The organism is Lentzea jiangxiensis (assembly GCF_900104175.1).
GTDB lineage: Bacteria > Actinomycetota > Actinomycetes > Mycobacteriales > Pseudonocardiaceae > Lentzea > Lentzea jiangxiensis.
Genome location: NZ_FNIX01000012.1, coordinates 197,187 through 222,985 on the forward strand (window position 1 = coordinate 197,187; position 25,799 = coordinate 222,985).

Sequence of the window (25,799 nt, forward strand, 5' to 3'; positions counted from 1 at the left end):
GTTCACCGATGTCCTCTGCCTACGAGCGCGACCTGCTGGTCCAGCTGACCCGTCGCTGGGGCAGGCGGGTGGCCGTCAAGAAGGACGAGCTCGACCTGGACGGGCACTTCGACGCAGGTCTGCCGGACTTCCCCGAGCACCTGGTTCCGGTGCTGGCGTTGCCGGGGGCCGAGAAGCTCGACAAGGACGCCCGCGCGCGCGTCCTGTCCGCGGCGTGGATCGCCTACAACGCGAAGACCGCGGCCATCGAGGACGAGATCATCCTGCCGGCCTGCCGGTTGATGCTCCGGGACCGGATCCCCGTCCGCCGTGACGACGTCGCCGTCGACGCGCTGCACCAGACGATCATCGACGAGCACTACCACATCCTCATGTGCCACAACGCTGTCGGCGTGACGCGGCGGCGCCGGGACATGGCGGACGTGCGGTTCGCGCCGGGCGTCTGGTCGGTGGTCCGGGGACGGGCCGCGGCCCGAGCCGGGCTGTCCGGCTTCGACCGCGACATCGTCGACATCGCGTTCTCCCTGGCCGCCGAGACGACGATCAGCGGGTTCCTCTCCGCGCTCTCGACCGCCCACGAGATCCAGCCGATGAACCGGATCACCACCGATCTGCACCGGCGGGACGAGAGCAGCCACGCGGTGGTGTTCCGCGAGTTGTGCGGCTCGCTGTACCGGAACCTCGACAGCGCGCAGCAGAAGATGTTCCGCGAAGCGCTGGTGACCGGCCTGACCGCGTTTCGCTCCGCCGACCTGGAGCCGTGGGTGGCCGTCGCGGCCCAAGGCGGCTTCGAGATCGGCGCCGACCAGCTGAGCGAGTGGGCGGCGGCGCGGCCGGTGCCCAAGCGGGACACCGGACCGTTGCAGCTGCTGCTCGACGACCTGGGCATCAGCCACGACCTCGTCGAGACGTGAGGGCAGTCGACCTCTCTCCCAGCTGAAGCACGGAGATTCTTCCCTCGCGGGTCGAGTCTTCTGCTTCGCAGCCCGGCGGCAGACCCAGCCGACTTGGTTGTCGCCGACCGGGCGCAACAACTCTTCAAGCCGCTCCGCCCACCACCCAGCCCGGGAGTCAGAGCACGGTCTTTCGCCTGGAGGCGAAACCCCGTCCTGTCCTGCTCCGCAGGGGTCCGTTTCCTCCCCTGCCTGAAGGCCGGGGGTGTCCACGAAGGGATCCCGATGAACAACGGCACGGTCGGCACAGTTCCGGACTGGCGGGCGCTCGTCGCCCGACAACGACCACCGTGGCCCGACGAGGCCGTGCTCGACGCGGTGGTCGGCGACCTGGTGGCCTCGCCCGCGCTCGTCATACCCCGGGAGTGCGACGCGCTCACCGCACGTCTGGCCGGGGTGGCGGAAGGCAGGGCGTTCCTGTTGCAGGGCGGCGACTGCGCCGAACGTCTCGACAGGCTCTCCGCGCGGGCGATCCGGCGCACACTGCGCCTGCTGCGGCAGATGTCCGTGGTCCTCACGTCCGCCTCGGCGCTTCCCATGGTCACCGTGGGCCGGATCGCGGGCCAGTACGCCAAGCCGCGGTCCCGGCCGACCGAGACCGTCGACGGGCGGACCTTGCCGGTGTACCGCGGCGACGCGGTGAACGGCAGCGGCTTCACCGAGGCCGAACGACGGCCGGATCCGGCCCGGCTGCGTCGCGTGTACGACGCCTCGCGGTACACGATCGACGTTCTGCGCGCGAGCGGCACGGAACACTTCGCCAGTCATGAAGGTCTGCTGCTCGACTACGAGGAAGCACTGACCCGCCGCGACCGGCGCTCGGGCCGGCGGTACGCGGGCAGTGGCCACCTGCTCTGGATCGGTGACCGCACCAGGCAGCTCGACGGCGCCCACGTCGCCTACTTCGCGTCCATCGACAACCCCATCGCGGTGAAGCTGGGCCCGAGCACCACACCCGAGCAGGCGCTCGCCCTGGTCGACCGCCTCGACCCCGGACGCCGGCCGGGCAGGCTGACGTTCGTCGTGCGCATGGGAGCCGGCCGCGTCCGGGACCTGCTGCCGGAGCTCGTGGAGAAGGTCACCGCCTCGGGCGCGCCCGTGGTGTGGGTGTGCGATCCCATGCACGGCAACACCTTCGAGGCGCCTGGCGGGTACAAGACCCGGCGGTTCGACGACGTCGTCGCCGAGGTCGCCGGCTTCTTCGAGGTGCACGAGGCTCTCGGCACCCACGCGGGCGGCCTGCACGTGGAGATGACCGGTGAGGACGTGACCGAGTGCGTCGGTCACGGGCTGGGTCTCGAGGACCTGCACCGCAACTACGAGTCGGCGTGCGACCCGCGCCTCAACGCCGATCAGGCACTGGAGCTGGCCTTCCTGGTCGCCGGGATGTTCCACCCCCCGCGTCCGACGCCGGAGCGCCGGACGCGTTGGTGAGCGGTCATCCCTGGTTCGTGTACAGCGTTCCCTCCGACCAGATGTACCGGGTGCCGCCCCAGCGGGCCGCCGACTCGACGTCCGGGAAGAAGCCCCGTCCCTCCAGGTTCGCGCTGGTGTTGCACAGCACCGGTACTCCGCTGATCTCCGCGTAGGCGGTGAGGATGCGCACCGTGGCGGTGTCCTGGGTGGACGCGATGGTCTGGAGCCGGGCGGTGCCGTCCAGGTGGACGATCGCCGGGACGCGGTCCGCCCAGCCGGGCCGCATGCGGTGCTCGAAGATCATGTACGGATCGGGCGTGCCGGGATCGAAGACCTCCGGCGCGCGGTCCTCCAGGCAGATGGGCGCGACCGGCCGGTACTGGGCCCGGTTCTTGATGTCGTTGAGCCGGTCCTTCATCCGGGTGCTGATCGCGGGCGCGATGATGCTGCGGTTGCCCAGGGCTCGCGGACCCAGCTCCGCCCGGCCGGACAGGACGACCACCGGTTCGTCCTCGGCGTGCAGCAGAGCGGCCAGCTGCCGCTCGTCGCAGGGCCGGGCGCTCCACCCGCCGGGGAGGGTGCCGGTGGTGATCCGCGGTCCGCTGTAGACGTCCCACTCCAGCGCCGTCCGGCCGTTGCGGAACATCTCGCAGGCCGCCGTGCCGATCGCCGCTCCCGCGTCGTTGGGGAAGGGCGGGACGAAGACCTCCTGGAAGACCCCGCTGGCACGGATCGCGGTGTTCCACTTGATGTTCAGCGCGCAGCCGCCGCCGAGCACCAGGTTGTGGCCGCCGTCCGGGAAGCGCCTCCGCACCGCCGTGGTGAGCCGCTCGAGCAGGTTGTGGCCGAGGTAGGCCTGGTAGGTGGCGATGAGGTCCGCGTTGGACAAGCCCGGCATCAGCTCGTCCCGGTTCGCGGCGACCTTGTCGCCCAGGATCCCCACCCTGTCGACGGGGATGTCGCGGAACTCGGCCATCAGGTCGTCGAAGACGCCGAAGGCACCGGTCTCGACCCGGCCCTGGGCCGCGTAGGCCATGGCCTTGCCTGCGACGGAGAGGTGGTGGCGGATGAACCGGTCCGACGCGATGTCGTCGGTGTCGGGCAGGTACGGCTCGAACCGCGCGCAGAAGGCCGCGAAGCTGCCTCCGAAGACGGGCATGAGGGCCTCGACGAAGGCCACCTCGCGGGTCGCGGCCCGCACCCGGTACAGGCGCGGCGTGATGATGCCGTCCCAGACCAGGACGAACGCGTCCTCACCCCTGGCGGCGAACGGGCTCGAGCAGTACGTGCCGATCAGGTGGTTGGCGACGTGGGTGTAGCTGGCGTAGTCGCCCAGACCGTGGCCGCTGAAGGTGTGGCGTTGCAACGGACCGTCGTCGCCGGGGGTCTCGAGGTACGGCGCGACTCGGAGCCGCACCGGCAGTCCGACGGCGTCCACGGTCACGGCGGTCTCCCCCGCGGCGTCCTTCGTGTACCAGCCGTCGACCACGAACTGGTCGATGTCGGCGGGTGACAGACCCTCCGCGGCGAGGATCTCCGTCACGCGTTCCAGGTTTCCGAGAGAGCTGTACCGTTCACCGTTCCGCAGCTTCTCGATCTCGTAGCTGAAGAGAAGACGACCGTCCTCGATGACGGCGACGCCGCCGTCGTGTGATGCCTTGATTCCGCATATGCGCATTGGTCAGCCGCACCTTTTCCGGAGATGTGAGAAATCGTCTAACGGTGGTTCAGCCGTACCGGCAGTGAATCGAGCCCGCGAATGATCGTGCTGTTGCGCCACCACAGGTCCTCCGGGTCGGCGGCGAGCCTCATGGCGGGGAACGCGTCGAGCAGGGCGCCGAACGCCATCTGCGCCTCCACCCTGGCCAGCGGTGCCCCGAGGCAGTGGTGGACGCCGTGCCCGAAGGCCAGGTGGCCGGTGGCGGACCGGCGGACGTCCAGCGCGTGCGGATCGGCGAAGCGCTCCGGGTCGCGGTTGGCGGAGGCGATCGCCAGCAGCACGAAGTCGCCTGCCGGGATCTCGACGTCACCGACGGTCAGGGACTCCCGCGCGCAGCGGAAGGTCGCGTGCTTCAGCGGGCTCTCCAGCCTCAGGAACTCCTCGACCGCGCCGGGGAGCAGCGAGCGGTCCTCGCGCAGTGCGTCCCATTGGGGAAGGTTCCGCATCAGGTGGAGCGTGCCGTTGCCGACGGCGTTGAGGGTGGTCTCGAAACCGGCGATGAAAAGCAGGTAGGCCGTCGAGATCAGTTCCGTCTCGGTCAGCCGGTCGTCGACGTCGCGCGCCGAGACCAGGGCGGTGAGCAGGTCGTCGGCGGTTCCGCGGCGTTTGCGCCCGATCAGTTCGCCGAGGTACTCGGCGACCGCGGTCGCCGCGGCGGTGGCCTCTTCCGGGGAGTTGCCCGAGACGAGGGCCTCGGACCAGGACTTGAAGTTCTCCTGCTCCTCGACCGGTACGCCGAGCAGCAGGCAGATCACCCGGATCGGCAGCGGGAACGCGAACGCGTCCAGCAGGTCCACCGCCTCGTCCGGGTCGCGGTCCGCGAGGGCGGCGACCAGTCCGTCGGTGACCTTCTGGATCTCCGGCCGGAGCGCTGCGATGGCGCGGCCGGTGAAGGCCTTGCTCACGAGCTTGCGCAGTCTGGTGTGGTCGGGCGGATCCTTGTGCATCATGTGGCTGGCGATGACCGAGGAGAAACCGCCGCGCTTGCCGCGGTCCGGCTCCTTCTGCGCGAACAGTCCGTCGATCCTGTTCAGGTCGGTGCTCAGCCGGGGGTCCGCCAGCGCGGAGCGCACGGCGTCGTAACCGGTGATGACCCAGACCGGCAGCCCGCCGATCAGCGGGACCCCGGGAGGCATCCGCACCCGGTGCGCCGAGCCTTCGGCGCTGAGCTTCGCGTACACCGCGTAGGGGTTCTGCACGAACGCGTCGTCGAGTTCCAGAAGGGCGGAATCGCGGTCCATGGGATACATCCTTGATTGCAGGCGTCCTCGTGGAATCCCTATCAAGTACCACCGGCCTCCGCAATGATGCTTATCAAAAAGCCCAACCGCAGGGCGAACCGCGTGACTGCCCGGCCGACTGCTGCTAGTGTCGCGATTCGGTGCTGTTCCCATTTTCGCGGAGATGACATTGCGACTTGCGCAAGTAATGGCAAACGTCTTCGAGCGCTACGGGGAACGGCCCGCTGTCGGTGAACGCGCACGGGAACTCGTGCGGGACGCCCGGACGGGGCGCGTGACCGCCCGTCTGCTGCCCCGCTACGAGATGACCACCTACCGGGAGCTGTGGAGCCGCATACGCGCGGTGGCGAGCGACTGGCATCACCACCCGCGGCTCCCTCTGGCCGCGGGCGACCGGGTGGCCCTGCTCGGCTTCGCGAGCCGGGACTACGCGACGCTGAGCCTGGCGTGCGGCTACCTGGGCGTCGTCAACGTCCCGTTGCAGACCGGCGCGTCGGCCGAGACGCTGGCGTCCATCGTGGCGGAGACCGAGCCTGTCCTCGTCGCCGCGAGCGTCGAGCGCCTGGACGTGGCGACCGGACTGGTCCTGCGCGCGCCTTCGGTCCGGCGGCTGGTGGTGTTCGACCACGACCCGCGCTCCGACGACCACGCGGAGCGCTTCGCCGCCGCCCGCGACAGCCTCGCCGAGGCCGGGCGGGACGTCGAAGTCGTTGCGCTGCACGAGGTCCTCGGCACCTCCCTGCCTGAGGCGCCGCCGCACCTCCCCGGCGACGACCAGGACCCCCTCGCGATGCTCGTGTACACCTCGGGGAGCACCGGGACGCCCAAGGGCGCGATCTACACCGAGCGGCTGGCCGGGGTGACGTGGGAGGACCGGGCGAACCGGACCCCCGACGCGGGCGTGATCACCGTGCACTACACGCCGCTGAGCCATTTCGCGGGCCACTTCACGCTGACGAACACACTGGCGCGCGGCGGCACCACCTGCTTCACCGCGAGCAGCGACCTGTCGACGTTCTTCGAGGACCTCGCTCTCGTGCGGCCGACGGAGCTGTCCCTGGTGCCGCGCGTCTGCGAGATGCTCCACCAGCGCTACCAGAGCGAACTGGACCGGCGGACCGGCGCCGACCCGGCCGAGGTGCTCACACACCTCCGCGAGGAAGTCCTCGGAGGGCGCGTCTCCTGGGCCACCTGTGGTTCCGCGCCGCTGTCGGCCACGCTGACCGAGTTCGTCGAGTCACTGCTGGGCGTTCCCCTGTACGACATGTACGGCTCCACCGAGGTCCCGGGCATCGCCGTCAACGGCACCTTGCTGAACCCGCCCGTGATCGACTACAAGCTGGCCGACGTGCCCGAGCTCGGCTACTTCCGCACCGACCACCCGTACCCGCGCGGCGAGTTGCGGGTGAAGGCGGGCGGCATCCCCGGCTACTACAAGCAGCCCGAGCTGACGGCGGACCTCTTCGACGAGGACGGTTACTACAGGACCGGCGACATCGTCGCCGAGCTCGGTCCGCGCCGCATCGCCGTCGTGGACCGCCTCAAGAGCGTCCTGAAGTTGTCCCAGGGCGAGTTCGTGGCCGTGGCCCGGCTGGAGTCCGTCTTCGCCGCCGGCCCGTCGGTGCGGCAGATCTTCGTCTACGGCAACAGCGAGCGCTCTTACCTGCTCGCTGTCGTCGTGCCCACCGAAGACGCCCTGGAGCGGCACGGGGAAGACCGTCTGGTAGATCTGCTGACCGAGTCGTTCCGGCAGATCGCGAAGGACATGGGCCTGAAGTCGTACGAGATCCCCCGTGGCCTGCTGCTCGAGACCGAGCCGTTCAGCCAGGCCAACGGTCTGTTGTCGGACCAGCGCAAGTTGTTGCGGCCCAAGCTCGTGCAGCGGTACGGCGAACGGCTGGAACAGCTGTACGCCGACATCTCGGCCCGTGAGACCCGAGAGTTGCTCGACCTGGTTCGCACCGGCGGCGACCAGCCGGTGCTGGAGACCGTCCAGCGGGCCGTGCGGGCGTTGCTGGCGGGCTCGACGGCCGAGGTGAGCCCTTCCGCGTACTTCCGCGACCTCGGCGGCGACTCGCTGTCGGCGGTGTCGCTGTCGAACCTGGTGCACGACACCTTCGGCGTCCGGGTACCCGTGGACGTCATCATCAGCCCCGCGCACGACCTGCGGCAGCTGGCCGCCCACGTCGAGGCCAAGCGCGTAGCCACCGCGACGCGGCCCACATTCGCGTCGGTGCACGGCGAGAACGCCACCGAGGTGCGCTCCGAGGACCTCACCCTGGACCGGTTCGTCGACGCCGCGACCCTGGACGGTGCTCGCCACCTCCCCCTCCCGGCCGGGGAGCCCCGCCTCGTCCTGCTGACCGGCGCCAGCGGATACCTCGGCCGCTTCCTCACCCTCGAGTGGCTGCAGCGGCTCGCCCCGGACGGCGGCAGGCTGATCGTCATCGTCCGCGGCAAGGATCCCGAGGCCGCCCGGCAACGCCTGACCGACGCGTTCGGCAGCGACGACCCCGAACTGACGCGCACCTTCGAAAAGGTGGCCGCGGAGCACCTGGAGGTGCTGGCGGGGGACATCGCCGAGCCGCGGCTGGGGCTGGACGGGGCGACGTGGGAACGGCTGACCGGTGAGGTGGACCTGATCGTCCATGCGGGAGCACTGGTGAACCACGTGCTGCCCTACCGCCATCTGTTCGACGCCAACGTCCTCGGCACCGCGGAGCTCATCCGCCTGGCCCTGACCACCCGGCTCAAGCCGATCAACTACATCTCGAGCGTGGCGGTGTCCCGGTCGCGGAAGGGACACCCCCTCGACGAGGACTCCGACGTGCGCACCGCGCTGCCGGTCCAGTCCGTCGACGACGGGTACGCCAGCGGGTACACGACGAGCAAGTGGGCGGGAGAAGTGCTGCTGCGGGAGGCGCACGACCTCTGCCGCCTGCCGGTGACGGTGTTCCGCTCCACCATGATCCTCGCTCACAGCAGGTACACCGGGCAGCTCAACGTGCACGACATGTTCAGCCGGCTGATGTTCAGCGTCCTCGCGACGGGGGTGGCCCCGCAGTCGTTCTACCGCGGCGAGGGGGCCCACTACGACGGCCTGCCCGTCGACTTCACCGCGGCGTCGGTCGTCACGCTGGGACCGAGCACCTCCGGGTATCAGACCTTCAGCCTGATGAACCCGCACGACGACGGGATCTCGCTCGACACGTTCGTCGAGTGGCTGGTCGAAGACGGCCACGGCATCGAGCGGATCGCGGACCACGGTGACTGGCTCGTCCGCGTCGAAGCCGCCCTGCGCACCCTGCCCGAGTCGCAGCGGCAGTACTCGATCCTCCCGCTGCTGCACGGCTTCCGGGAACAGGAACCGGCGGTGCCCGGTTCGGACGTCCCGTCGGCGCGCTTCCGCGAGGCCGTCCAGGAGGCTGGCATCGGACCGGCCGCCGACGTCCCGCACCTGTCCCGATCCCTCATCCGCAAGTACGCGACGGACCTGCGGCACCTGCTGATCCCGAATCCAGAGGTCTCTCGAACGTGAGTGGTTACGACTACATCGTGGTGGGCGGCGGCAGCGCGGGGTGCGTGGTCGCCGCTCGCCTGGCCGAGAACGCGAAAGTGCTGCTGCTGGAGGCGGGCAGCGCGTCTCCGGTGACCGCCGCGCCGCACAGGTGGCTGTCGCTGCTGGGCACCGGATCGGACTGGCGGGACACGACTCTGCCGGAGCCCGAGCTCGGCAGAACTCTCGCCTGGCCGCGCGGAAAAGCTCTGGGCGGCTCCTCCAGCATCAACGGGATGATCTTCGCTCGCGGACATCGGAGCAGCTACGACTGGGGCAAGGGCTGGGAGTTCGACGACCTGCTGCCGTTCTTCCGGCGCAGCGAACACGCTCCCACTCGCGATCCGGCCCTGCGTGGCGTCGGCGGCCCTCTGCGGGTCGCCCCGGCCGAGCACCGCCATCCGACAGCGGCGGCGTTCGTGGACGCGGCCGCCGAGATGGGACACCGGCTTGCGACGGACATCAGCGGAGGCGCGGAGGAGGGTGTCGGCTGGGTCGACCTGAACATCGTCGCAGGGGCCAGGCAGAGCGCTGCCGACGCCTACCTGGGCTCCCGCGCCAACCTCGACGTGGTCACGGACGCGTTGGTCCAGCGCGTCGTGTTCGACGGGGTCAAGGCCACTGGCGTCGACTACACCGTCGGCGGACGACAGATCCGCCTCGAAGCCACCGAAGTGGTGCTGTGCGCGGGCACCGTCGGAACCGCTCAACTGATGATGCTCAGCGGGATCGGCCCCGCAGACCACCTGCGTGACAGGAACATCGACGTCGTCGCCGACCTGCCCGGCGTGGGCGAGAACCTGCACGACCATCCGCTTTCCTTCGTGATGTACAGCAGCGCGCGACCGGTGCCGGCGAGCTCGTACAACAACGTCGAGGTCCTCGGACTGGTGCGCAGCGATCCCGGACTGGACGCTCCGGATCTGCAGACCACCCTGTCACCGACAGGAGAAGACTCCTACCTGATCGTGCTCTCCCTGATGACCCCGTACAGCCGTGGGCGACTCCGCTTGGCTGACGAGGGAATCGCGCTGGCTCCGCGTTATCTGACCGATGCACGGGACATGACCGCGATGGTGAACGGACTGCGGGTGGTGCGCGAGATAGGCGCGGCACACGCCCTCACACCGTGGCGCGGGCAGGAAGCCGAGTCGGGCGGCGAGGCGTACATCCGGGCGACGACGGCGCCGTACTACCACTACGTCGGCACGTGCAAGCTGGGCGTGGACGAGATGTCGGTGGTGGACCAGGATCTCCGCGTGCACGGTGTCGAGGGCCTGCGGATCGCGGACGCCTCGGTCATCCCGCAGATCCCTTCGGCCAACACCTACGCGACCGTGATCGCGATCGCGGAACGAGCCGCGAGCCTCATCACCGAAGCCGCGACCACGCGGTGATCAGCGAGCGCTCGCCGTTGTCTTTGCCGAACCCAGCGAGGCGCCAGCGCGGTCTGAGGCCGGATGTCGCGGCGAGCTCGTCCGCGAGTTCCCCAGCCGCTCCGGCGTGGCCGCACAGATCTGCACGAAGAGGTCGCCGTGACAGCACGCCTCATCCAGCACGTCGCTGGGAAGGGCGGACATCTGTGTGAGACCGGCGGGGAGCCGCTGGCCGTGCAGCGACGCTGTGCGTACCGAAAACTGCATCCGCGCAGGTCGAGCGCATGGCGGTACTCGTGGACGACAACGCCCTACCCACAGGCCGCAGTCGTGGGGCGCCCACCCGCCGGCTCCAGCCCGGACGCGCCCGGCGACCACTTCAGCTACCGGATCGACATCTGGCGAGTCACCGAACGCAGCGCTCTCACCGTAATCAGACAGGGGCCGTTTCCCTGGGGAGGCTGATCCCGCCTCACGGAGACACGTACCGGAACGTGCCACGTACATGGACGAGCCCGTCAACGCTGCCAGAGAAACGCGGCATGTCCGCAGGGCTGGCAGTGAAAGACGTAACCCCGGCCACCGCCGCCGAAGTTCGCCGCAGTCGAGTGGTCGTACCCCTCTTCGAGCTGGACCGTGAACGTCATGCGAGTGGCGCACGACGGGCAAGTGGGCGTCTCATCGTCTTGAAGCCAGTCCGGTTCGCCACCCAGCCGCCCAAGGACCAACTCCTCCTCCAGCTCTTCGGCGGAGTGAGGACGCAAGGCGGTCACCGCGCCAAGCAGCGTCACGCCCCTGGCAGGGACGACGGCTACCGAGAGCGGACCGGTGAACAGCAGAGCACGGTTGGCACCGGAGGCAGCGTCCCAGCCATCGCACATACCAGGGTCGTTATCGCACATGAACACCGCCACCGTCCCGATGTCGAGTGGCAGATGAGCGAGGAACTGCATGGCCCCACCGCACTCACGACACGAAGGCCAAGCGAAACCGTCCGGGACCAAGGGGACTCCACCGGTACGCAGAACGGGCGCATCAGCGGCGGCTTCCCCGCCGTAGACCAAGAGCATGATCACAACCTAGGTGAGATGTCACCCAACGGCGCAGCAGACCCGACAGACGAGTCCACCGCCTCCAGTCGCGTCCCGCGAACCTGCTCGGTGAGCCGTCGCAGCGGCTTCAGACGAAATCCATACCCACCTCATGGCTTCACGGTCACGGTGTATGCCTTGGGGCTGCCTCGTCTCGTCAGGCTCGACCCCTGGTGCCCTCACCGGTAAACCAGCCGCACCGTCATACTGCCGGAGCCCGCTTGACGTGGACCACCACGACGCTGACCGGCTCACCCACGATGAGTCCCACTTCGCCGGCCTGCCCGCCGCGGTACGCCGATCACGCCCAAGGTGCTGGCCGAGCAGCTGCGCGAGCTCGAGGCCGACGGACTCGTCGAACGCGTGAAGACCGGATCGGTGCCAGCGCCCGTCGTCTACCAGCCCACGCCTTACGGGTAGACGGTTCTGCCGGTCGTCGGAGGCGTCCGGGTACGGGGCGAGGCCCACCTCCGGAGCACCCACGGCGAGGCCGCGTCGACGGCCTCGATGAGCTGCGCCGCCACGATCGCCTGAGCAGCGAAGCGGCGGTCATCAGGACACATCCCGGTGAACGCCGTCAGGTCGAGCGACAATTAGGCCAAACGGGTGTTGTTCCGCCGATGAATGGCCGATGCGTAACAACCCTTGGTCGCCAAGTGACTCCCTGGCACGGGACCCGCGCCGTTCCCCGAACGGAGGTGTCGGCCGATGGCGTCTCATCTTCTCGTGCGCGCTGATGACCACCTCGTGATCGGGGTGCGGTGGTCGGGCTTCACCAGCTCGACGGAGTCCGGCGTGGCGGTGCTGACCGCGTCCACCGCGGCCCGGCTGGAGGTGCTGTTCCCGCCACAGCATGTGGGCGAGGAGGCATCACCGACCGGTTCCCCCGCGCCCGTGCAGTTGCCCAGCGGCGGGGGCAGCACGGTGCCCGGATGGCGTGGCGTGCTGTCCGGCGGCAGCCGGGTGGTCGTCGAGGTCGCTGCCGGTGCCCGCGTCGTGTTGACCACGCAGGGCGTGCTCGCCGCGCTCGCGGCCAGCCCCGTGGTCACCGCGGCCATCGAGCTCCCGTGGCGGCTGCTGATCAGCCCGGTCGGTCCCGTAGCGTGCAAGCATCCGGTCAGCCCCGTGGTGTCCGGTCAGGTCCGCGGCATGTGGCGCACACGGCTGGTCGGCGCCGAGCTGGCCGTGCGCGCCGTCGACCGGCAGGTGGCGGACACACCGGACCCGGCGTTCGCGCCGACCAATTCACTGCCCCTGGCGCGTGGCAGCAGACTGCGCTTGGTCGACGAGACCGGGCAGAACCGGCCCGCCGCGGTCCAACGGCTGGAGCTGAGCGCGTTGGGCGGAACGCTCGACGCGTCGGGGAAGTGGCCGAACTTCGAGTGGGAGCACCACGCCGTGCTCGGCAGGGACATGCGGGTGCGCACCGTCGCGCGGGGCGTCCTCTACCCGCTGGGACACCGCGCCGAGCTCGTGCAGGTGTTCGTCAGGACCTTCGACCCGGTGGCGGGTGGCGCCGCCGTCGTGCGCGCCACTCGGGTGCTGACCGTCGTCGAACCGGTCAGGCGCGCGCCGTCCGACGGAGTGCTGCGGCGCGGCTTCCCGTTGGGGGACATCGAGATCACGACGACATCGGTGGCCGATCTCGCGCCGCCGAACCACTTCACCACCGCGCTGCCCGGCGCGGGGAACGTGCTGAGCCACTTCTGGCCCACCACGCTCACCGGACAAGTGGTGCAGTTCGGGGTGCGCTCGGGTGGCGTGAGCTTCCGGTTGCCGTTGCTGTTCGTCGAGGACCGGCGGCCCGTGGTCGACACGCTGGCCAGTCCAGAGCTCGCCCGGCGCCTGGCGGCGGACTACGGCACGAGCAGGGCGGCGTTGCCGGGCGCGGCGCTGGACCTGGTGGCGTCACCGCAGCGTGCTGCCGGGGACGTGCACGAGGTGCACTCGATCACGGTGGGCGGGCTCGGCGACGTGCGCGATGGCTACCGCCCGGTGCTGACCGAGCTGGAACTGGCACTACCCGCGCTGCGCGTGCTGCGCGGTGACACCGCGGCGTCGAAGGTGCGGTTCACGCAGAGGTACCTGCAGAACGCCGCCGAGGACGTCGTGCTGGAGATGCTGCCCGCGCAGGCGCGTGACATCGACTTCTCCCGCACCGCGGACAGGTCAGGTGGGCTGGTCGCACCGAAGTACGTCGCCAACGCCATCTCCCGCACGCTGGGGCCGGTCAGCCTGCAGGCCCTGCCGAACCCGGCGACCGGTGTGATCGACCCCGCGAGCCTGTTCCCGTCCGACGCCGCCACGCTGCTCGGCATGCCGCTGAAGTCGTTGCTGCACCAGCTGAAGCTGCCGCCGCAGATCACGTCCGTCCCGGTTCCGGGAGCACCGCCGCAGATCCGCCTGCGGTGGTCGGACGTAGCACTGAAGTCGGCCGGTCCGTTCGTCGCGCGCCCGTCCACGCGCCTGGACCTCGACGTCGGCACGGACGAGAAGGTGTGCACGGTCAAGGACTTCGCGTTCGAACTGCCGCCCGGTCCGAAGGCCGTCCTCCGGCTGAGGTTCGCCGAGGTGAGGTTCAGCCAGCGCGGTGGAAACCCGCCGTCGGTGGACGTGCGCGGGGTGAAGGCCGAGTTCCTCGGCGAGCTGAAGCTGTTGGAGAAACTGCAGGACGCGGTCGACTTCGGTGCCGCGGGCAAGCTGCTCGACGTCTCTCCTACCGGGATCAGGGTGCGCTACGCACTGCCGCTGGCACCGATCGCCGCCGGCGTGTTCGTGATGCGCAACATCAGCTTCTCCGCGAGCATCGACATCCCGTTCACCGGCGGCCCGGTCGTCGTCGCGCTGGGCTTCGCGAGCCGCGCCAACCCGTTCCAGCTCGGCGTCATGATGTTCGGCGGCGGCGGGTACGTCGAGATCCAGCTCGACCGCGACGGGCTCCGGCTGTTCGAGGTCGCGCTGGAGTTCGGCGCGTTCGTCGCGGTCGACTTCGTCATCGCCTCCGGCGAGGTCCACGCGTTGGGCGGGGTCAGGTTCGCGCTCGACCGCGGCGGATCCGTGACGCTGACCGGATATCTGCGCATCGGCGGTTGCGTCGAGGTGCTCGGCCTGGTCTCGGTGTCGATCGAGCTGTGCTTGTCGATGACCTACCGCTCGGAGCGCAATGCCCTGGTCGGCAGGGCCACGCTGGTGATCGAGATCGATCTCACGCTGTGGTCGGACAGCGTCGAGCTGGACAGCGGAGAATGGGAGCTCGCGGGCGGGAGCGACACCCGCAACCACCCGCTGGACGACATCAGGTCCGCCGACGCGCTGCAGCAGTGGCGGCAGTACCGGGCCGCCTTCGCCGACGAGTCCGGCACCGACAACCGGGTGAGCACGGCCGCGCGAGCGGGCACCGCGCCGCACGAGTTCCGCGTCGTGTTCCACACGACCGTCGCGCACCGGGCGGGCCGCGTCGTGTGGAGTCCGGACGACCGGTGGGTTGTGGTCGGCGCCGGCCGGATGGACACCGCCCCGCTCGGACTCACCGTGCTGGACGCCGCAACCGGTCGGCAGCGGTGGCGGATCGACGACCTCTGGTGCGTGGACATCGCCGTGTCGGCCGACGCGACACGGATCGCGGTGAGCACCACCGAGGGTGATGAGCGGCGCATCCGGATGCTCGACGCCGGGACGGGACAACGGTTGTGGAGCGTGCCCGGCCAGGGCCGGCTGCGGTTCAGCCCGGACTCGGCGCTGCTCGGCGTCCTCGGCCGGGCCGTGTCCGTGCTCGACGCCGCCACCGGAACCCTGCTGCACCACCAGGGACGTTCGCTGGCGTCACCCGTCTTCAGCGCCGACTCGGGCCTGCTCTGCACGGGCAGCCCCGCGCTGGTGCACAGCCGGACCGGCGCGCCGGTGTGGCAGCTGAACGAGCACGACGGCTTCGCGTCGGCCTGCGCGTTCACCGACGACGGCGGCGTGCTGGTGGCGAGCGGGCGGTTCGGCACTGTCATCGAGTACGAGCCGCGGCTCGTCGGCGGGATGATCACCGAACGGTCCCGTGTGAGCGTTCCCGATCTGGGGACGGCGAGCACGCAGACCGCCGACACCATCCGCTTCGGGCGGGACCGGCGGGTCGTCGCGTTCCTCGCGGGTGGACCGCCCGGTCCGGGGACCTTGCGGCTCAGCACCGTCGCGGGTGGACACGCCGTGCTGGGACTGCGGCTTCCGGTGGCCCCGGCGGCGGTCGCGATGTCGTTCCGCCCCGATGGCGGCGAGCTCGCGGTCAACGTGGCCGTCGGGCAGGAGCCTGGGGAGGGACCGGCACCGGGCGTGACCGTGTTCGACACCACCACAGGCGCGGTGTCGTGGCGCGACCGGCAGCACATCACCGACCTGGCGTTCAGCGGTGACGGTTCACGGGTCGTCTCGTGCGGCGAGAACTTCGTGCGCGTCTACGAAGCGGGCAACGCGGTGCAGGCACGACACGACTGCGGTGCTCCGGTCAGCCTCGTGGCGGCGGGCGGAGACATCGCGGCCGCGGTGGCCGTGCGGGAGGAGCCCGTCCTCACCGTCTTCCGCGCCGGCACCGGGGAACTGCTGTTCGAACGCGTCCACTCCGGAGCGGTCACCTCGCTCGCGGTCAGCCCGGACGGCCACAGCGTGGTCACCGGCAACACCGACGGCCGGTGCCGCCATTTCGACACCCGCGACGACACCCGCTGGGTGGCGAAGCACCGCGGACCGGTCAACGCCGTGGCGTTCAGCGCGGACAGCCGTTTCCTCGCCACCGCGAGCAACGACCGGCTCGTACGGCTGTTCGACCGACGGGCAGGTGGCGATCCGGAGGACCAGCAGCCGCGCTGGACACGTCAGCTCCCGCAGGCGGTGACCCACGTCGTGATCGGGCCCGCGTTCGTCGTGAGCGCGGCGCAGGACCGCAGGATCCGGGTGCTCGCGCTGGACACGGGTGACGTGCTGCACGAGTTCGACCACGACGCGAAGATCCGCGCGGTGAGCGTGAGCATGAACGGGATCATCGCGAGCGCCAGCGACGACGGCAGTGCGAGCGTGATCTCGGGCGCGAGCAGGATCCGGGTCGAGCACAGCGGGCCGATCAGCCAGGTGGCGCTGAGCAGCGACGGGTCGGTGCTCGCCACGGCGGGAGCCGACGTCCGGCTGTGGCGCGCGGACGGCACCTCGCTGCACGGCTTCACCCCGCTCGCGCCCGTGGTGGCGCTCGGCTTCGACTCGGGCGGCGCCCTCGTGGTCGCGACCGAGCACCCGGTGGCGCGGGTGCTGGATCCGGTCAGCGGCGAGGAGACCGGCCGGCTGATCCACCCCGAACCGGTGCGGTGCCTCGCGTTCGCGCCCGGCGGTGTGGTGACGGGCTGCGATGACAACGTCGTGCGCGTGTTCGAGGTGGAGCCATGAGTGAGCTGTTGTGGGTGGCGGTGCCGGACGGGTTGCGGCCGAGCGGAAAGGCGTCGATCCGGGTGCTGGTCGTGCCACGGCTGGCCGCGGGCAGCATCAGCGACTTCGGGCTGGACGACTGGCCCTCGACGCTCACCGGTGACGCCGGCTTCCAGCTGCGCACCCGGACCTCAGCCGGGGAGGCCATCGCCACGCACCGGATCGAGCACGTCGCACGGGCGCGGTCGGACGTGTGGACCGCGTTCTTCGGCGGTGACGCCGGGCTGCTGAACGAGTGGGAACACAAGACCGTGACGCCGCCCATGGTCTCGCAAACCTGCCACGACGCCCGCAAGGCCGCCACGACCTACCGCGCCGTCACGCGCAAGGGCGCGCAGAACGACCCGGCCGCCACCGACGCGGTGATCCGCACCGAGATCGCCGGGTGGGCCGCACCGCTGCCGGCCGCGCCGCCGCCCGTTGGCGAGCCGCCTGCCCACGTGCCGCCGGACTTCCACCGCACCGTGTCCACCCTGCGCGAGCACCCGGCGGTGCTGCTGGAGCTGGGACTGGTGTTCGAGCTGCTCGTCGACGTGGCGGACCTCGGGCTGGGGACGTCGACCGGCGGCAGGGCGTTGTCCGTGCGCTGCGTCGACCCGCCGTTCCTGCGTGCGCTGGTGACCTCGCCGTGGACGCGCTACGAGCTGACCGGCGCGATCTTCCGGCCCGCTCCGGCGCAGGGCACGACGTCAGGTATCCGCGCCGGCGTGCTGGACCTGTCGGACTCGCGTTCGCTCACCGATCCCACCGCGCCGCCGGAGCCGGGCCGCTGGGCGATCTCGACGTTCGACGTCGACGGGGTGGTCGGCGGGCTGCGCCAGGCCGCGCACGACAACGCGAAGAACCCGCCCGTGCACGCGACAATGCCCTCGATCCGCTCGGCCGGGTTCGCGCTGCTGCGACCGGGACGGCATGCGGACTTCGCCCACCGGATGCGCCTCGGAGACCTGCACAGGGCTGCCGACTCGATGGCCGACGCCGAGCTGACGGCCGACGATCTCGTGCTCGGCTACCGCGTGGACGTGCGTCGCGAGGGCTCGGCGTGGCGATCGGTGTGCGAACGCGACGTGACCTACCGCGTCAACGGCCTCGCCATCGGTGTGGGGCGGGAGGAAGGGCATGTGAAGCCGTTCGCTGCCGTGCGGGGCGCGGACGGCGTGCTGCGGGCCGACGAGGTCGTGCTGCGCTGGGACGGGTGGAACCTCGCGCTGCCCCGGCCGAACCTGCGCGGTGACACGCCGGGGCCCGCGCGCAACCCGGAGCACCCGCTGCCGTTCGACTTCGATTGGGACTCCGAGATCCCGCGCGGGCGGCTGCCCGCGCTGCGGTTCGCCGACCGCTACCAGTTGCGCGTGCGCGTCGCCGACCTCGCGGGCGGCGGGCTCGGGCTCACCGACCTGCAGGGCAACGCCGCGGCCAGCGCGAGCGTGACCTATCGCAGGCACGACCCCGTGCAGCCGCCGGTGTTGCGCGGTCCCGCCACGTTCGCCGCGGGAGCGGCACTCGACCGGCTGGTGGTCCGCAGCGACCGCGACCGCACCCCGGACCAGCTCCACGCCGACGACCCCGACTACCCGCTCACCGAGTCACGGGAACTGCACCCGCCCACCGTGCCGTTCGGCCTCGTCGAACAACACCGCGTGCTGGACGCGCTGACCGACGAGCAGTCGTTCGCGCTCGCGCACCAGGCGATGCACGCCGACGCGGCCGGATCCGGCCTGCCGGACCCTGTGGCGAACGGCGTCATGGCTCACGTTCCCAAGGCACCCGGCGGTCCGCCCGCGCCGCTGGGCGACGACAGGGACTGGGTGCCGCGCTGGCCGGAGCGCAGACCGAAGAAGGTGACGCTCGCCGCGCACACCGACCCGTCGGTCCCGGTGACGCTGCGGTGGAGGGACGCCGGCACGCTCGAGCTGACGCTCGCGAAGGCCGAGCAGGCGGTCGTCGAGCTCTCGTCCACAATAGACGGTGAGCTGGAGAACCACCTGGCGATCCAGGACTTCCTGGCCAACCCGCCGATCTCACCCGACGACACGAAGCGCGGCCGCAACCCGGTGGTCACCCCGCCGCGCCGGATCCTCGTCGTGCACGCGGTGAAACGCCCACTGGTGGATCCCCGGTGGGACACGCCGCTGGCCGTCACCCGCGCCCACCACGACACCACGGCGGTGCTCAACCCCGTGTTCCCCAGGTCAGGGCTGGACACCGACAGCACCGGCCGGCTCGACGTCGCCGCCGTGTGGACCGAGTTCGAGGACGTCGGGGCACAGGCGGGTCCGGGGCAGCGGCGGGTGGTCGTGGAGCACCTGCACAGCGAGACCATCGCCCGCAGCGACGACCAGGTCACCCGCCTCGCCGTCCGGCACGAGTTCGGTGACACGAAACACCGCAGGGTCACCTACACGCTCAACGCGATCAGCCGGTTCCGGGAGTACTTCAAGGAGAGCGAGCTCGACAGCGCGTTCGAGGCGCGGCTGCCGCAGGGACCGGTGAACGTCCTTTCGTCCGCGCGGCCCAGCGCACCCGCCGTGCTCGCCGTGACGCCCGCGTTCCGCCTGCACCGAACCCGGCCGAACGCCGACCGCGTCGAGCACCTGCGGCTCGGGCAGGTGCTGCGAGTCGAGCTGGCGCGCCCGTGGTACGAGACCGGCGAGGGTGAGCAGCTCGCGGTGGTCGCCGGGCCGGGTGCGGGCACCCGGATGGGCCGCGATCCGTTGTTCGGCACGCCTTCCGTCGTGACGGTCACGCCGGCGGACTGGTTCCGCACACCCGGCGCGGTCACGCGGCTGACGTTGCCGGAGACCGGCCAGCAGGTGACCGTCGTGCCGTATCCCGTTTCCCCGGGCGGCGACCGCTGGCACGCGGACGTGGAGCTGTCCCCGCCGGCCGCCGGCCAGTCCTACCACCCGTTCGTCAGCCTCGTGGTGGCCCGCTACCAGCCGGACAGCCTCCAGGGGCTGCAACTGTCCACTGTGGTCACGGCGGACACCGTGCCGCTGTTGCCCGACCGGCGCGTGGTGGTCGACCGCAACGGCAACCAGGTGCGCGTGATCGTCAGCGGTGTCTCGCCGGCGCCGCTCAACCGCCTCGAGGTGGTGCTGGAGAGCTGTCCCGCGGGGGCCGACGCCGAAGCGCTGGACCTCGTCTCCGACGACCCCGCCGTGTCCGCGTGGCGAAAGGTGACCGCGGTGACTCGTGCGGCCGACGGCGCCATCCCGCCGATCACGCTGCCGTCGGCGACCGGTCGGCTGCGGCTGCGGCTGTGCGAGTCCGAGAACCTCGCCGGTGTCGCGAGCGCGGACACGCCGAGGGAACTGGGGCAGCGCAACGTCTTCGTGGACACGGTCCTGCTGCCCGCGGAGTGGCGGCCATGAGCGCAGGACAGCAGATCACCGCCACGACCCCGCCCCAGCCGGGGAGCAGGGTGTCGTGGGCCCCGGACGGCACGTGGGTGGCGATCGCCGCGGCACAGCCGGGCGCGTGGATCGGCGACTACAACACCGTGGGCGTGCTGACCACCCTGTCCGCGGAACCGGGCTCACCCGGCTGGTCGGTCACGAACTTCGGCCCGGTGCACGACGTCGCGGTCAGCCCGGACGGCCGGCTGCTCGCTGTCGCGGGCGCGCTGACCGGCGTCGTGAGTGCGCAGGACGGCGCGTTGCGCTTCGGGTTCCAGGGGATCTGGGCGGAAAGCACCGCCTTCAGCCCCGACGGCCGGCGCGCGGCGTGGTGGGGCACCGACGTGTTCAACGGCATGCGGCAGATCCTCTGGGCCGCTGACGTGGCGACCGGGCACAAGCGCGGGCCGTGGGACTGGCAGGGCAGCAACGCCTCGGTGGTGTTCAGCCCCGACTCGCGCTGGATCGCGGCACCGGGGGTCGCCGGCATCGCGCTGGTCGACCTGGACGCGCAGAGCGCGAGCCTCGTGCCGATCGCCCGCGGCACGACGAACGTCGCCTTCAGCCCGGACGGGAAGTGGCTCGCGGCGGGGTGCTGGGACGGGACGATCCGCGTCTACGCGTTCCCCGGCCTGCTGCCGGGCCCCGTGCTGCGGCCCGACGCCGACCTGCACGTCGGCGGGGTGGTGTTCAGCCAGGACTCGCGGTGGGTGGCGGGCGTGGTCGAGCCCGGCGTCGGCGTGTACCGGGTGAGCGACGGCACGCCACGACTGTCCGCGCTGGCCGACGTGCCGGAGGCGAGCAAGGTCGTCTTCAGCCCGGACCTGCGGCGGATGGCGGTGAACCAGACAGTCGGCAACCCGTCCGTCTCCGGCTTCGTCGTGCTGGACGCGGCGACCGGTGCGCCGCTGTGGCAGGCGACCACGCCGGACCGGGTGCGGGACGTCGAGTTCAGCCCGGACGGCACGAGGGTCGCCGCGTGCGGCGCCAACGCCGACTCGACCGGGTTCGCGCGCGTGTACGACACCGGCCTGGAAAAGTCTCGCCGCCGAGTCGGCACGATCACGGCCATCAGGACGTCACCGGCCGGAACACCACTCGTCGCGGCCGCCGACGACAACTCCTCGGTGACCGTGCTGGCCGCGGAGAGCGGCGCTCCCGTAGCGCGCAAACCGGTACCGGGTGGTGTGTCGGCGCTCGGGTTCGCCGACCACAGCCAGTCCGTCGTGGCCGGCGGGGCGAGCGGGGTGCGGCTGTTCTCGGTCGTCGGCGACCGGTCGTGGAAGGTCGAGCAGATCGGCATCGTCAACGGACTCGCGGTGGGCGGTCCGGCGGGCGAGTGGATCGCCATCGCGAGTGGACGGACAGCGCGGCTGGTGCGCAGCCTCGACGGCGACAACCGGTGGGGTGCTCCGGTGACCCACCCGCAGACCGTCACCCGCGTCGCGATCAGTCCCGACGGCCGGTGGGTCGCCACCGGCTGCGTCGACCGCAGAACCCGGTTGCTCGACGCCATCACCGGAGCCGAGGTGATGGCGGTCGAGGGCGACGGCAAGGTGCTCGCCCTCGCCTTCGGCTCCGTGCTGGTCAGCGCGAACGAGGACGGCGTCGTCACGATCGCCGACCCGGCCGGCCCCGCCGTGCGGGCGCGCGTCACCCGCGGCTTCGGGTGCTCCCTGGTCGCGCTCAGCCACGACGGGACGCTGCTCGCGACCGCGTGGGACGACGGCCTCGTGCTGGTCCACGACATCACCGCGCAACCGGCGGAGGTGCGCAGGCTGACCACGGCGGGCCCGGCCACCTGCCTGTCGTTCGCGCCGGGCGGCGCCGTGCTGTGCCTGGCGACCGGCGGCCCGCTGGTGCTGCTGACCGACGTGCGGACCGGTCACGACGTGGCGTTGCTGCGGCACCCGAAACCGGTGCGGCACCTCGCCTTCAGCGCGGACGGCGGACTGGTGGCCACCGCGTGCGACGACGAGGTCGTCCGGGTCTTCGCGGTGGGCACGCCATGACCGCCGTCGCGGTGGTGCGCAGCGAGACGACGCTGCCGTTCCAGGTGGGCGTGATCGCCTGGCACCCGTCGAACCAGTGGCTCGCCGCGGGCGCCTCCCGGTTGCCCGGTGCGCACAGTCCGGTCGGCGGGCTCGCGCGGGTCGACGCCGCCACCGGACTCGTCCGCTGGCACCTTCCCGGCGAGCACCTCGTGACCAGCATGGCGGTGCGTGCGGACGGACGCCTCGCCGCGGCGCTGCAGAGGTCGTCCGAGTCGGCGGGCCGGGTCAAGGTGCTGGCCGGCGCGACCGGCGGCACGCTTTTCGACGCGGCCGGCCTCGGCGAGGTGCGGTACAGCCCGGACGGTCGCTTCCTGGTGCACGAGAACAGCTCCGCCCGCACGGTGCTGGTCGACGCGGCGACCGGGCAGCTCGTGCGCGATGTCGGTGACGGGGTCGCCATGGCCGCGTTCAGCTCGGACTCGGCGACGCTCGCGGTCGCCGAGGGCTCCCGCCTGCTGCTGTGGGACCTCACGACCGGCACCCTGCTCTCGACCACGCCGCTGACCGCCATGCCGATGGACATGTCCTTCCGCGACGCCGGCAACCGGCTGGTGCTGTGCCGCGGCGCCAAGACGACGGTGGTCGACGGGCGCACCGGAACGGTCGTGGCGACCACGACCCTCGACCTGCCCCTCCAGGTGCTCGACAGCATTCGGCCGCGGCGGATCAGCCCGGACGGCCACGTGATCGCCGCGCTCGTCGCGCGCGGCGTCGTCGGCTGCCGGGTCGACGACGGGCAGCGGCTGTTCTTCAGCGAGTTCGGCACAGGGGACTTCCGCTTCACCGGCCCGCTCGAGTTCAGCCCGACCGGCGACCACGTCGCCATCGACCGCGGGTTCGGTGTCGCACCCGATCAGCCGCGCCACGGTGTCGCCGTGCTCGACACCCGCAACGGCGCCGTGCTGTGGCAGGACGTCCGCGACGACGTGAGCGCTGTCGCCCACAGCCCGGACGGCACCCAGCTCGCCGCCGCCGGGCGTGGTGCGAGCGGGAACGGGTTCGTCCGGATCTACCACGCCCGGCAGCTGGAGCTGTCCCGGCGCCGGGTGCGCGGCAGGGTGTTCCACGTCGCGGCCGGTGCCGGGCGGATCGCGGCAGCGGACGACGCGTCCACCGCGACCACCGTCGACTGCGTCACCGGCGCGGTGCTGGCGCAGCGGTCGCACACGGGGAAGCTGACCGCGATCGCCATGAGCGACGACGGCCGGCACGTGGTCACCGGCAGCACCGCGCGGCTGGTGCACCTGTTCACCGCTGACAAGGGCGTGCCGGTGTGGGCGGCGAGGCTCGGCGGCGCGGTGAACGGTGTGGCGATCGGCGGCGAGCGGATCGCCGTGGCGGGTGCCGACCGCACCACGCGTCTCTACCCGCGGGACGCCGGTGCTGATCCGGAGCAGCAAAGTCCACTCTGGACCGCGACGCACCCGCAGCCGGTGACCGCCGTGGCACTGGGCGCGCATCGCGTTGCCACGGCGTGCAACGACCGCGTCACGAGAATCCTCGACATCCGCGACGGCGCCGAGCTGCACCGGATCTCACACCCGAACGGCAAGGCGACCGGCATCGCGTTCAGCGGCGATCTGCTGGCCGTGGGCGTCACGGACGGCACGGCGCGGGTCGTCGACGCCACGACCGGCGCCACCCGCCTCCACGTCACACATCCCAGCGACATCGTCGCCGTGGCGATCAGCGCGGATGGCGCGTTGCTCGCGACCGCGGGCGCCGAGCCGGCCGTCCGGCTGTGGCACGTCGGCGGCACCGGCCAGCCACTGCGGACGCTCCCGCAGGCCGGTCCGGTCACGGCCCTGAGCTTCCACCCGGCAGACCGGTCACTGGCGATCGCGACCGAGGCCGGCGTGGTCTCGATCGTCGACGCGAACGGTGTGCCGCTCGGCCACAGCGCCCACCCCGCCGCCGTGCGTCACCTGGTCCACAGTGCCGACGGCAGGGTGCTCGCCACCGCGTGCGACGACGAGCACGTCCGCGCGTTCACCACGATCCCGCTCTGAGAGGAATTCCGATGATCCAGCCGTTCGAGGACTTCCGCAGGTCGCTGTCGTCCGTCAGGTACGCCTCGCTGCGCGAGAACACCGAGGTGAAGCCGGACAACGACGCGTTCGACGAGATGCGCGAGTTCCTGCTCAGACGCTACGACGGCGTCGACGTCCAGCACAGCTTCGTCGATCCCGGCGGCGAGGTCGTCGACTGCGTACCGGTCGAGCAGCAGCTGGCGTTGCGCGACAGCAGCGACATCCCGGAACCACCCGATCCGCCGTCCGAACCGGCAGGTGGCGACCTGGAGAGCCCCGCCATCGGTGAGAGCAAGCCGATCCCGCCGCCACTGCACCCCGACCACCACGATGAGTACGGCAACCAGATGTGGTGCCCGCCGGGCACGGTCCCGGTGCTGCGCCACACCCTCGAGCGGCTGGCGAGCGACCACTCCACCCTGGACGACTTCCTGGTCGGCCCCAAGGCGGCGGACAACGTGCGCCGCCACGCCGTGGCCAAGCAGGAGACCGACAACCTCGGCGGGGCCAGCGACATCAACACCTGGTCGCCGACGTTGATCCCACCCCAGCTGCTGTCGTCGGCGTCGCAGCAGTGGTACTCGACCGGGATGCAGCCGTTCGTCACGCTGCAAAGCGTCGAGTGCGGCTGGCGTGCGGGCGTCATCGCGGGTCCGGTGGCCGCGGATTCTCTGCCCCGCCTCTTCGTGTTCTACACCCGTCAGGACTACCAGCCGAGCCAGAGCTGTTACAACGACTACTGCGCCGGCGGATTCGCCTACACCCCCGGCGCCAGCCACGTGCTGCACGGCGCGCTGACACCCGTGTCGCAGCCGGGCGGCACCCAGTGGCACGTCCGGATGGGCTTCACGCTGACGCAGGACCGGTGGTGGTTCCACGCCAGCGGCGTGTGGGTCGGCTCCTATCCGGCGAGCCTCTTCTCGAACGGAACACTCGGCTCCGGCGCGCGGCTGGCGTCCTTCGGCGGCGAGACCACCACGGGCTTCGGTTCGTTCCCCGCGATGGGATCGGGCCGGTTCCCTTCCGAGGGCTTTGGCAGGGCCGCGTACCAGCGGCTGATCGGCGTCAACAACCCGGCGGGCATTCCGGTGTCGCCCCAGCTCGTGCCGGGACAGGTGTCGCCCGCCTGCTACAACGTCGCGATCGCGGCTAGCGGGGACAGCGCGTGGGGCACCCACATCTTCTTCGGTGGGCCCGGCGGACTCAACTGCCCGTAGACCGGTGCCGACCACCACTGACCTGCCCTACTGGATGGGTTCCAGAGTTGGTGGCTAACTGGCGGCTTCTTCGAGAGGCTGTGCACTGTGCCCCGTGCGTACCCCGCCGAGTTCCGAGCGCGTGCCGTCGCGCTTGTTCGGGCCGGTAGAGAGCAGAAGCAGACCGCTGCCGACCTGGGTGTCCATCCGGTGACGTTGTCGAAGTGGGTCAAGCAGGACCGGATCGATCGGGGTGAGATTCCCGGCACCCCGAGCAGCGAGTCCGTCGAACTGCGTGCCGCTCGGCAACG

General features: G+C 71.1%; 15 protein-coding genes. 11 read left to right on the forward strand and 4 right to left on the reverse strand.

Annotated elements, in window-relative coordinates; genetic code table 11:
- Positions 1-8 precede the first annotated feature (8 nt).
- Both BLQ91_RS27250 and BLQ91_RS27255 read left to right on the forward strand, forming a co-directional pair.
- On the forward strand, positions 9-914 hold the full coding sequence (locus BLQ91_RS27250; protein WP_090101125.1) for an AurF N-oxygenase family protein: 906 nt from the start codon (positions 9-11) through the stop codon (positions 912-914).
- A gap of 264 nt (positions 915-1,178) precedes the next feature.
- The gene (locus BLQ91_RS27255; protein ID WP_090101127.1) at positions 1,179-2,387 is read left to right on the forward strand and encodes a 3-deoxy-7-phosphoheptulonate synthase class II; all 1,209 of its coding nucleotides are present in this window, start codon (positions 1,179-1,181) and stop codon (positions 2,385-2,387) included.
- Positions 2,388-2,391: 4 nt separating this feature from the next.
- On the opposite strand, the gene BLQ91_RS27260 is transcribed toward BLQ91_RS27255, so the two are convergent.
- Both BLQ91_RS27260 and BLQ91_RS27265 read right to left on the reverse strand, forming a co-directional pair.
- Positions 2,392-4,047 (reverse strand): carbamoyltransferase N-terminal domain-containing protein, encoded by a 1,656-nt coding sequence (locus BLQ91_RS27260; protein WP_090101129.1) that lies wholly within the window; start codon positions 4,045-4,047, stop codon positions 2,392-2,394.
- Positions 4,048-4,085: 38 nt separating this feature from the next.
- Positions 4,086-5,330 (reverse strand): cytochrome P450 family protein, encoded by a 1,245-nt coding sequence (locus tag BLQ91_RS27265; RefSeq protein WP_090101131.1) that lies wholly within the window; start codon positions 5,328-5,330, stop codon positions 4,086-4,088.
- A gap of 163 nt (positions 5,331-5,493) precedes the next feature.
- Between BLQ91_RS27265 and car the strand changes: the two genes are divergently transcribed.
- Together car and BLQ91_RS27275 are read left to right on the forward strand one after the other, a co-directional pair.
- Positions 5,494-8,868: a carboxylic acid reductase gene (gene car, locus BLQ91_RS27270; RefSeq protein WP_281199652.1), complete on the forward strand. Its 3,375-nt coding sequence runs from the start codon at positions 5,494-5,496 to the stop codon at positions 8,866-8,868.
- Positions 8,865-10,283: a GMC family oxidoreductase gene (locus tag BLQ91_RS27275; protein WP_090101135.1), complete on the forward strand. Its 1,419-nt coding sequence runs from the start codon at positions 8,865-8,867 to the stop codon at positions 10,281-10,283. Before car ends, BLQ91_RS27275 begins: the two co-directional genes overlap by 4 nt.
- On the opposite strand, the gene BLQ91_RS43845 is transcribed toward BLQ91_RS27275, so the two are convergent.
- The gene (locus BLQ91_RS43845; protein ID WP_143022832.1) at positions 10,284-10,769 is read right to left on the reverse strand and encodes a Dyp-type peroxidase domain-containing protein; all 486 of its coding nucleotides are present in this window, start codon (positions 10,767-10,769) and stop codon (positions 10,284-10,286) included.
- Positions 10,770-10,780: 11 nt separating this feature from the next.
- Positions 10,781-11,215: a hypothetical protein gene (locus BLQ91_RS27280; protein ID WP_218130427.1), complete on the reverse strand. Its 435-nt coding sequence runs from the start codon at positions 11,213-11,215 to the stop codon at positions 10,781-10,783.
- Between the two features lie 450 nt (positions 11,216-11,665).
- Between BLQ91_RS27280 and BLQ91_RS42890 the strand changes: the two genes are divergently transcribed.
- The 7 genes from BLQ91_RS42890 to BLQ91_RS27315 form a co-directional block, all read left to right on the forward strand.
- Positions 11,666-11,773 carry a winged helix-turn-helix transcriptional regulator gene (locus tag BLQ91_RS42890; RefSeq protein ID WP_245733834.1) on the forward strand — a complete coding sequence of 36 codons (108 nt, stop codon included), beginning with the start codon at positions 11,666-11,668 and terminating at the stop codon, positions 11,771-11,773.
- 288 nt (positions 11,774-12,061) lie between these two features.
- Positions 12,062-16,771: a WD40 repeat domain-containing protein gene (locus BLQ91_RS27290; RefSeq protein ID WP_090101137.1), complete on the forward strand. Its 4,710-nt coding sequence runs from the start codon at positions 12,062-12,064 to the stop codon at positions 16,769-16,771.
- Positions 16,768-20,184 (forward strand): hypothetical protein, encoded by a 3,417-nt coding sequence (locus BLQ91_RS27295; protein WP_090101139.1) that lies wholly within the window; start codon positions 16,768-16,770, stop codon positions 20,182-20,184. The genes BLQ91_RS27290 and BLQ91_RS27295 overlap by 4 nt, the downstream gene beginning before the upstream one ends.
- Complete coding sequence (locus BLQ91_RS27300) at positions 20,181-22,220, forward strand: WD40 repeat domain-containing protein (protein ID WP_143022833.1); 2,040 nt, start codon at positions 20,181-20,183, stop codon at positions 22,218-22,220. The genes BLQ91_RS27295 and BLQ91_RS27300 overlap by 4 nt, the downstream gene beginning before the upstream one ends.
- Entirely contained in the window at positions 22,217-24,271 is a 2,055-nt protein-coding gene (locus tag BLQ91_RS27305; protein WP_090101143.1) for a WD40 repeat domain-containing protein, read from the forward strand. The genes BLQ91_RS27300 and BLQ91_RS27305 overlap by 4 nt, the downstream gene beginning before the upstream one ends.
- An 11-nt stretch (positions 24,272-24,282) precedes the next feature.
- Positions 24,283-25,509 carry a neprosin family prolyl endopeptidase gene (locus BLQ91_RS27310; protein WP_090101145.1) on the forward strand — a complete coding sequence of 409 codons (1,227 nt, stop codon included), beginning with the start codon at positions 24,283-24,285 and terminating at the stop codon, positions 25,507-25,509.
- An 87-nt stretch (positions 25,510-25,596) separates the two neighbouring features.
- Positions 25,597-25,799: transposase (locus BLQ91_RS27315; RefSeq protein ID WP_176959975.1), on the forward strand; the 203-nt coding region annotated here is incomplete at its 3' end.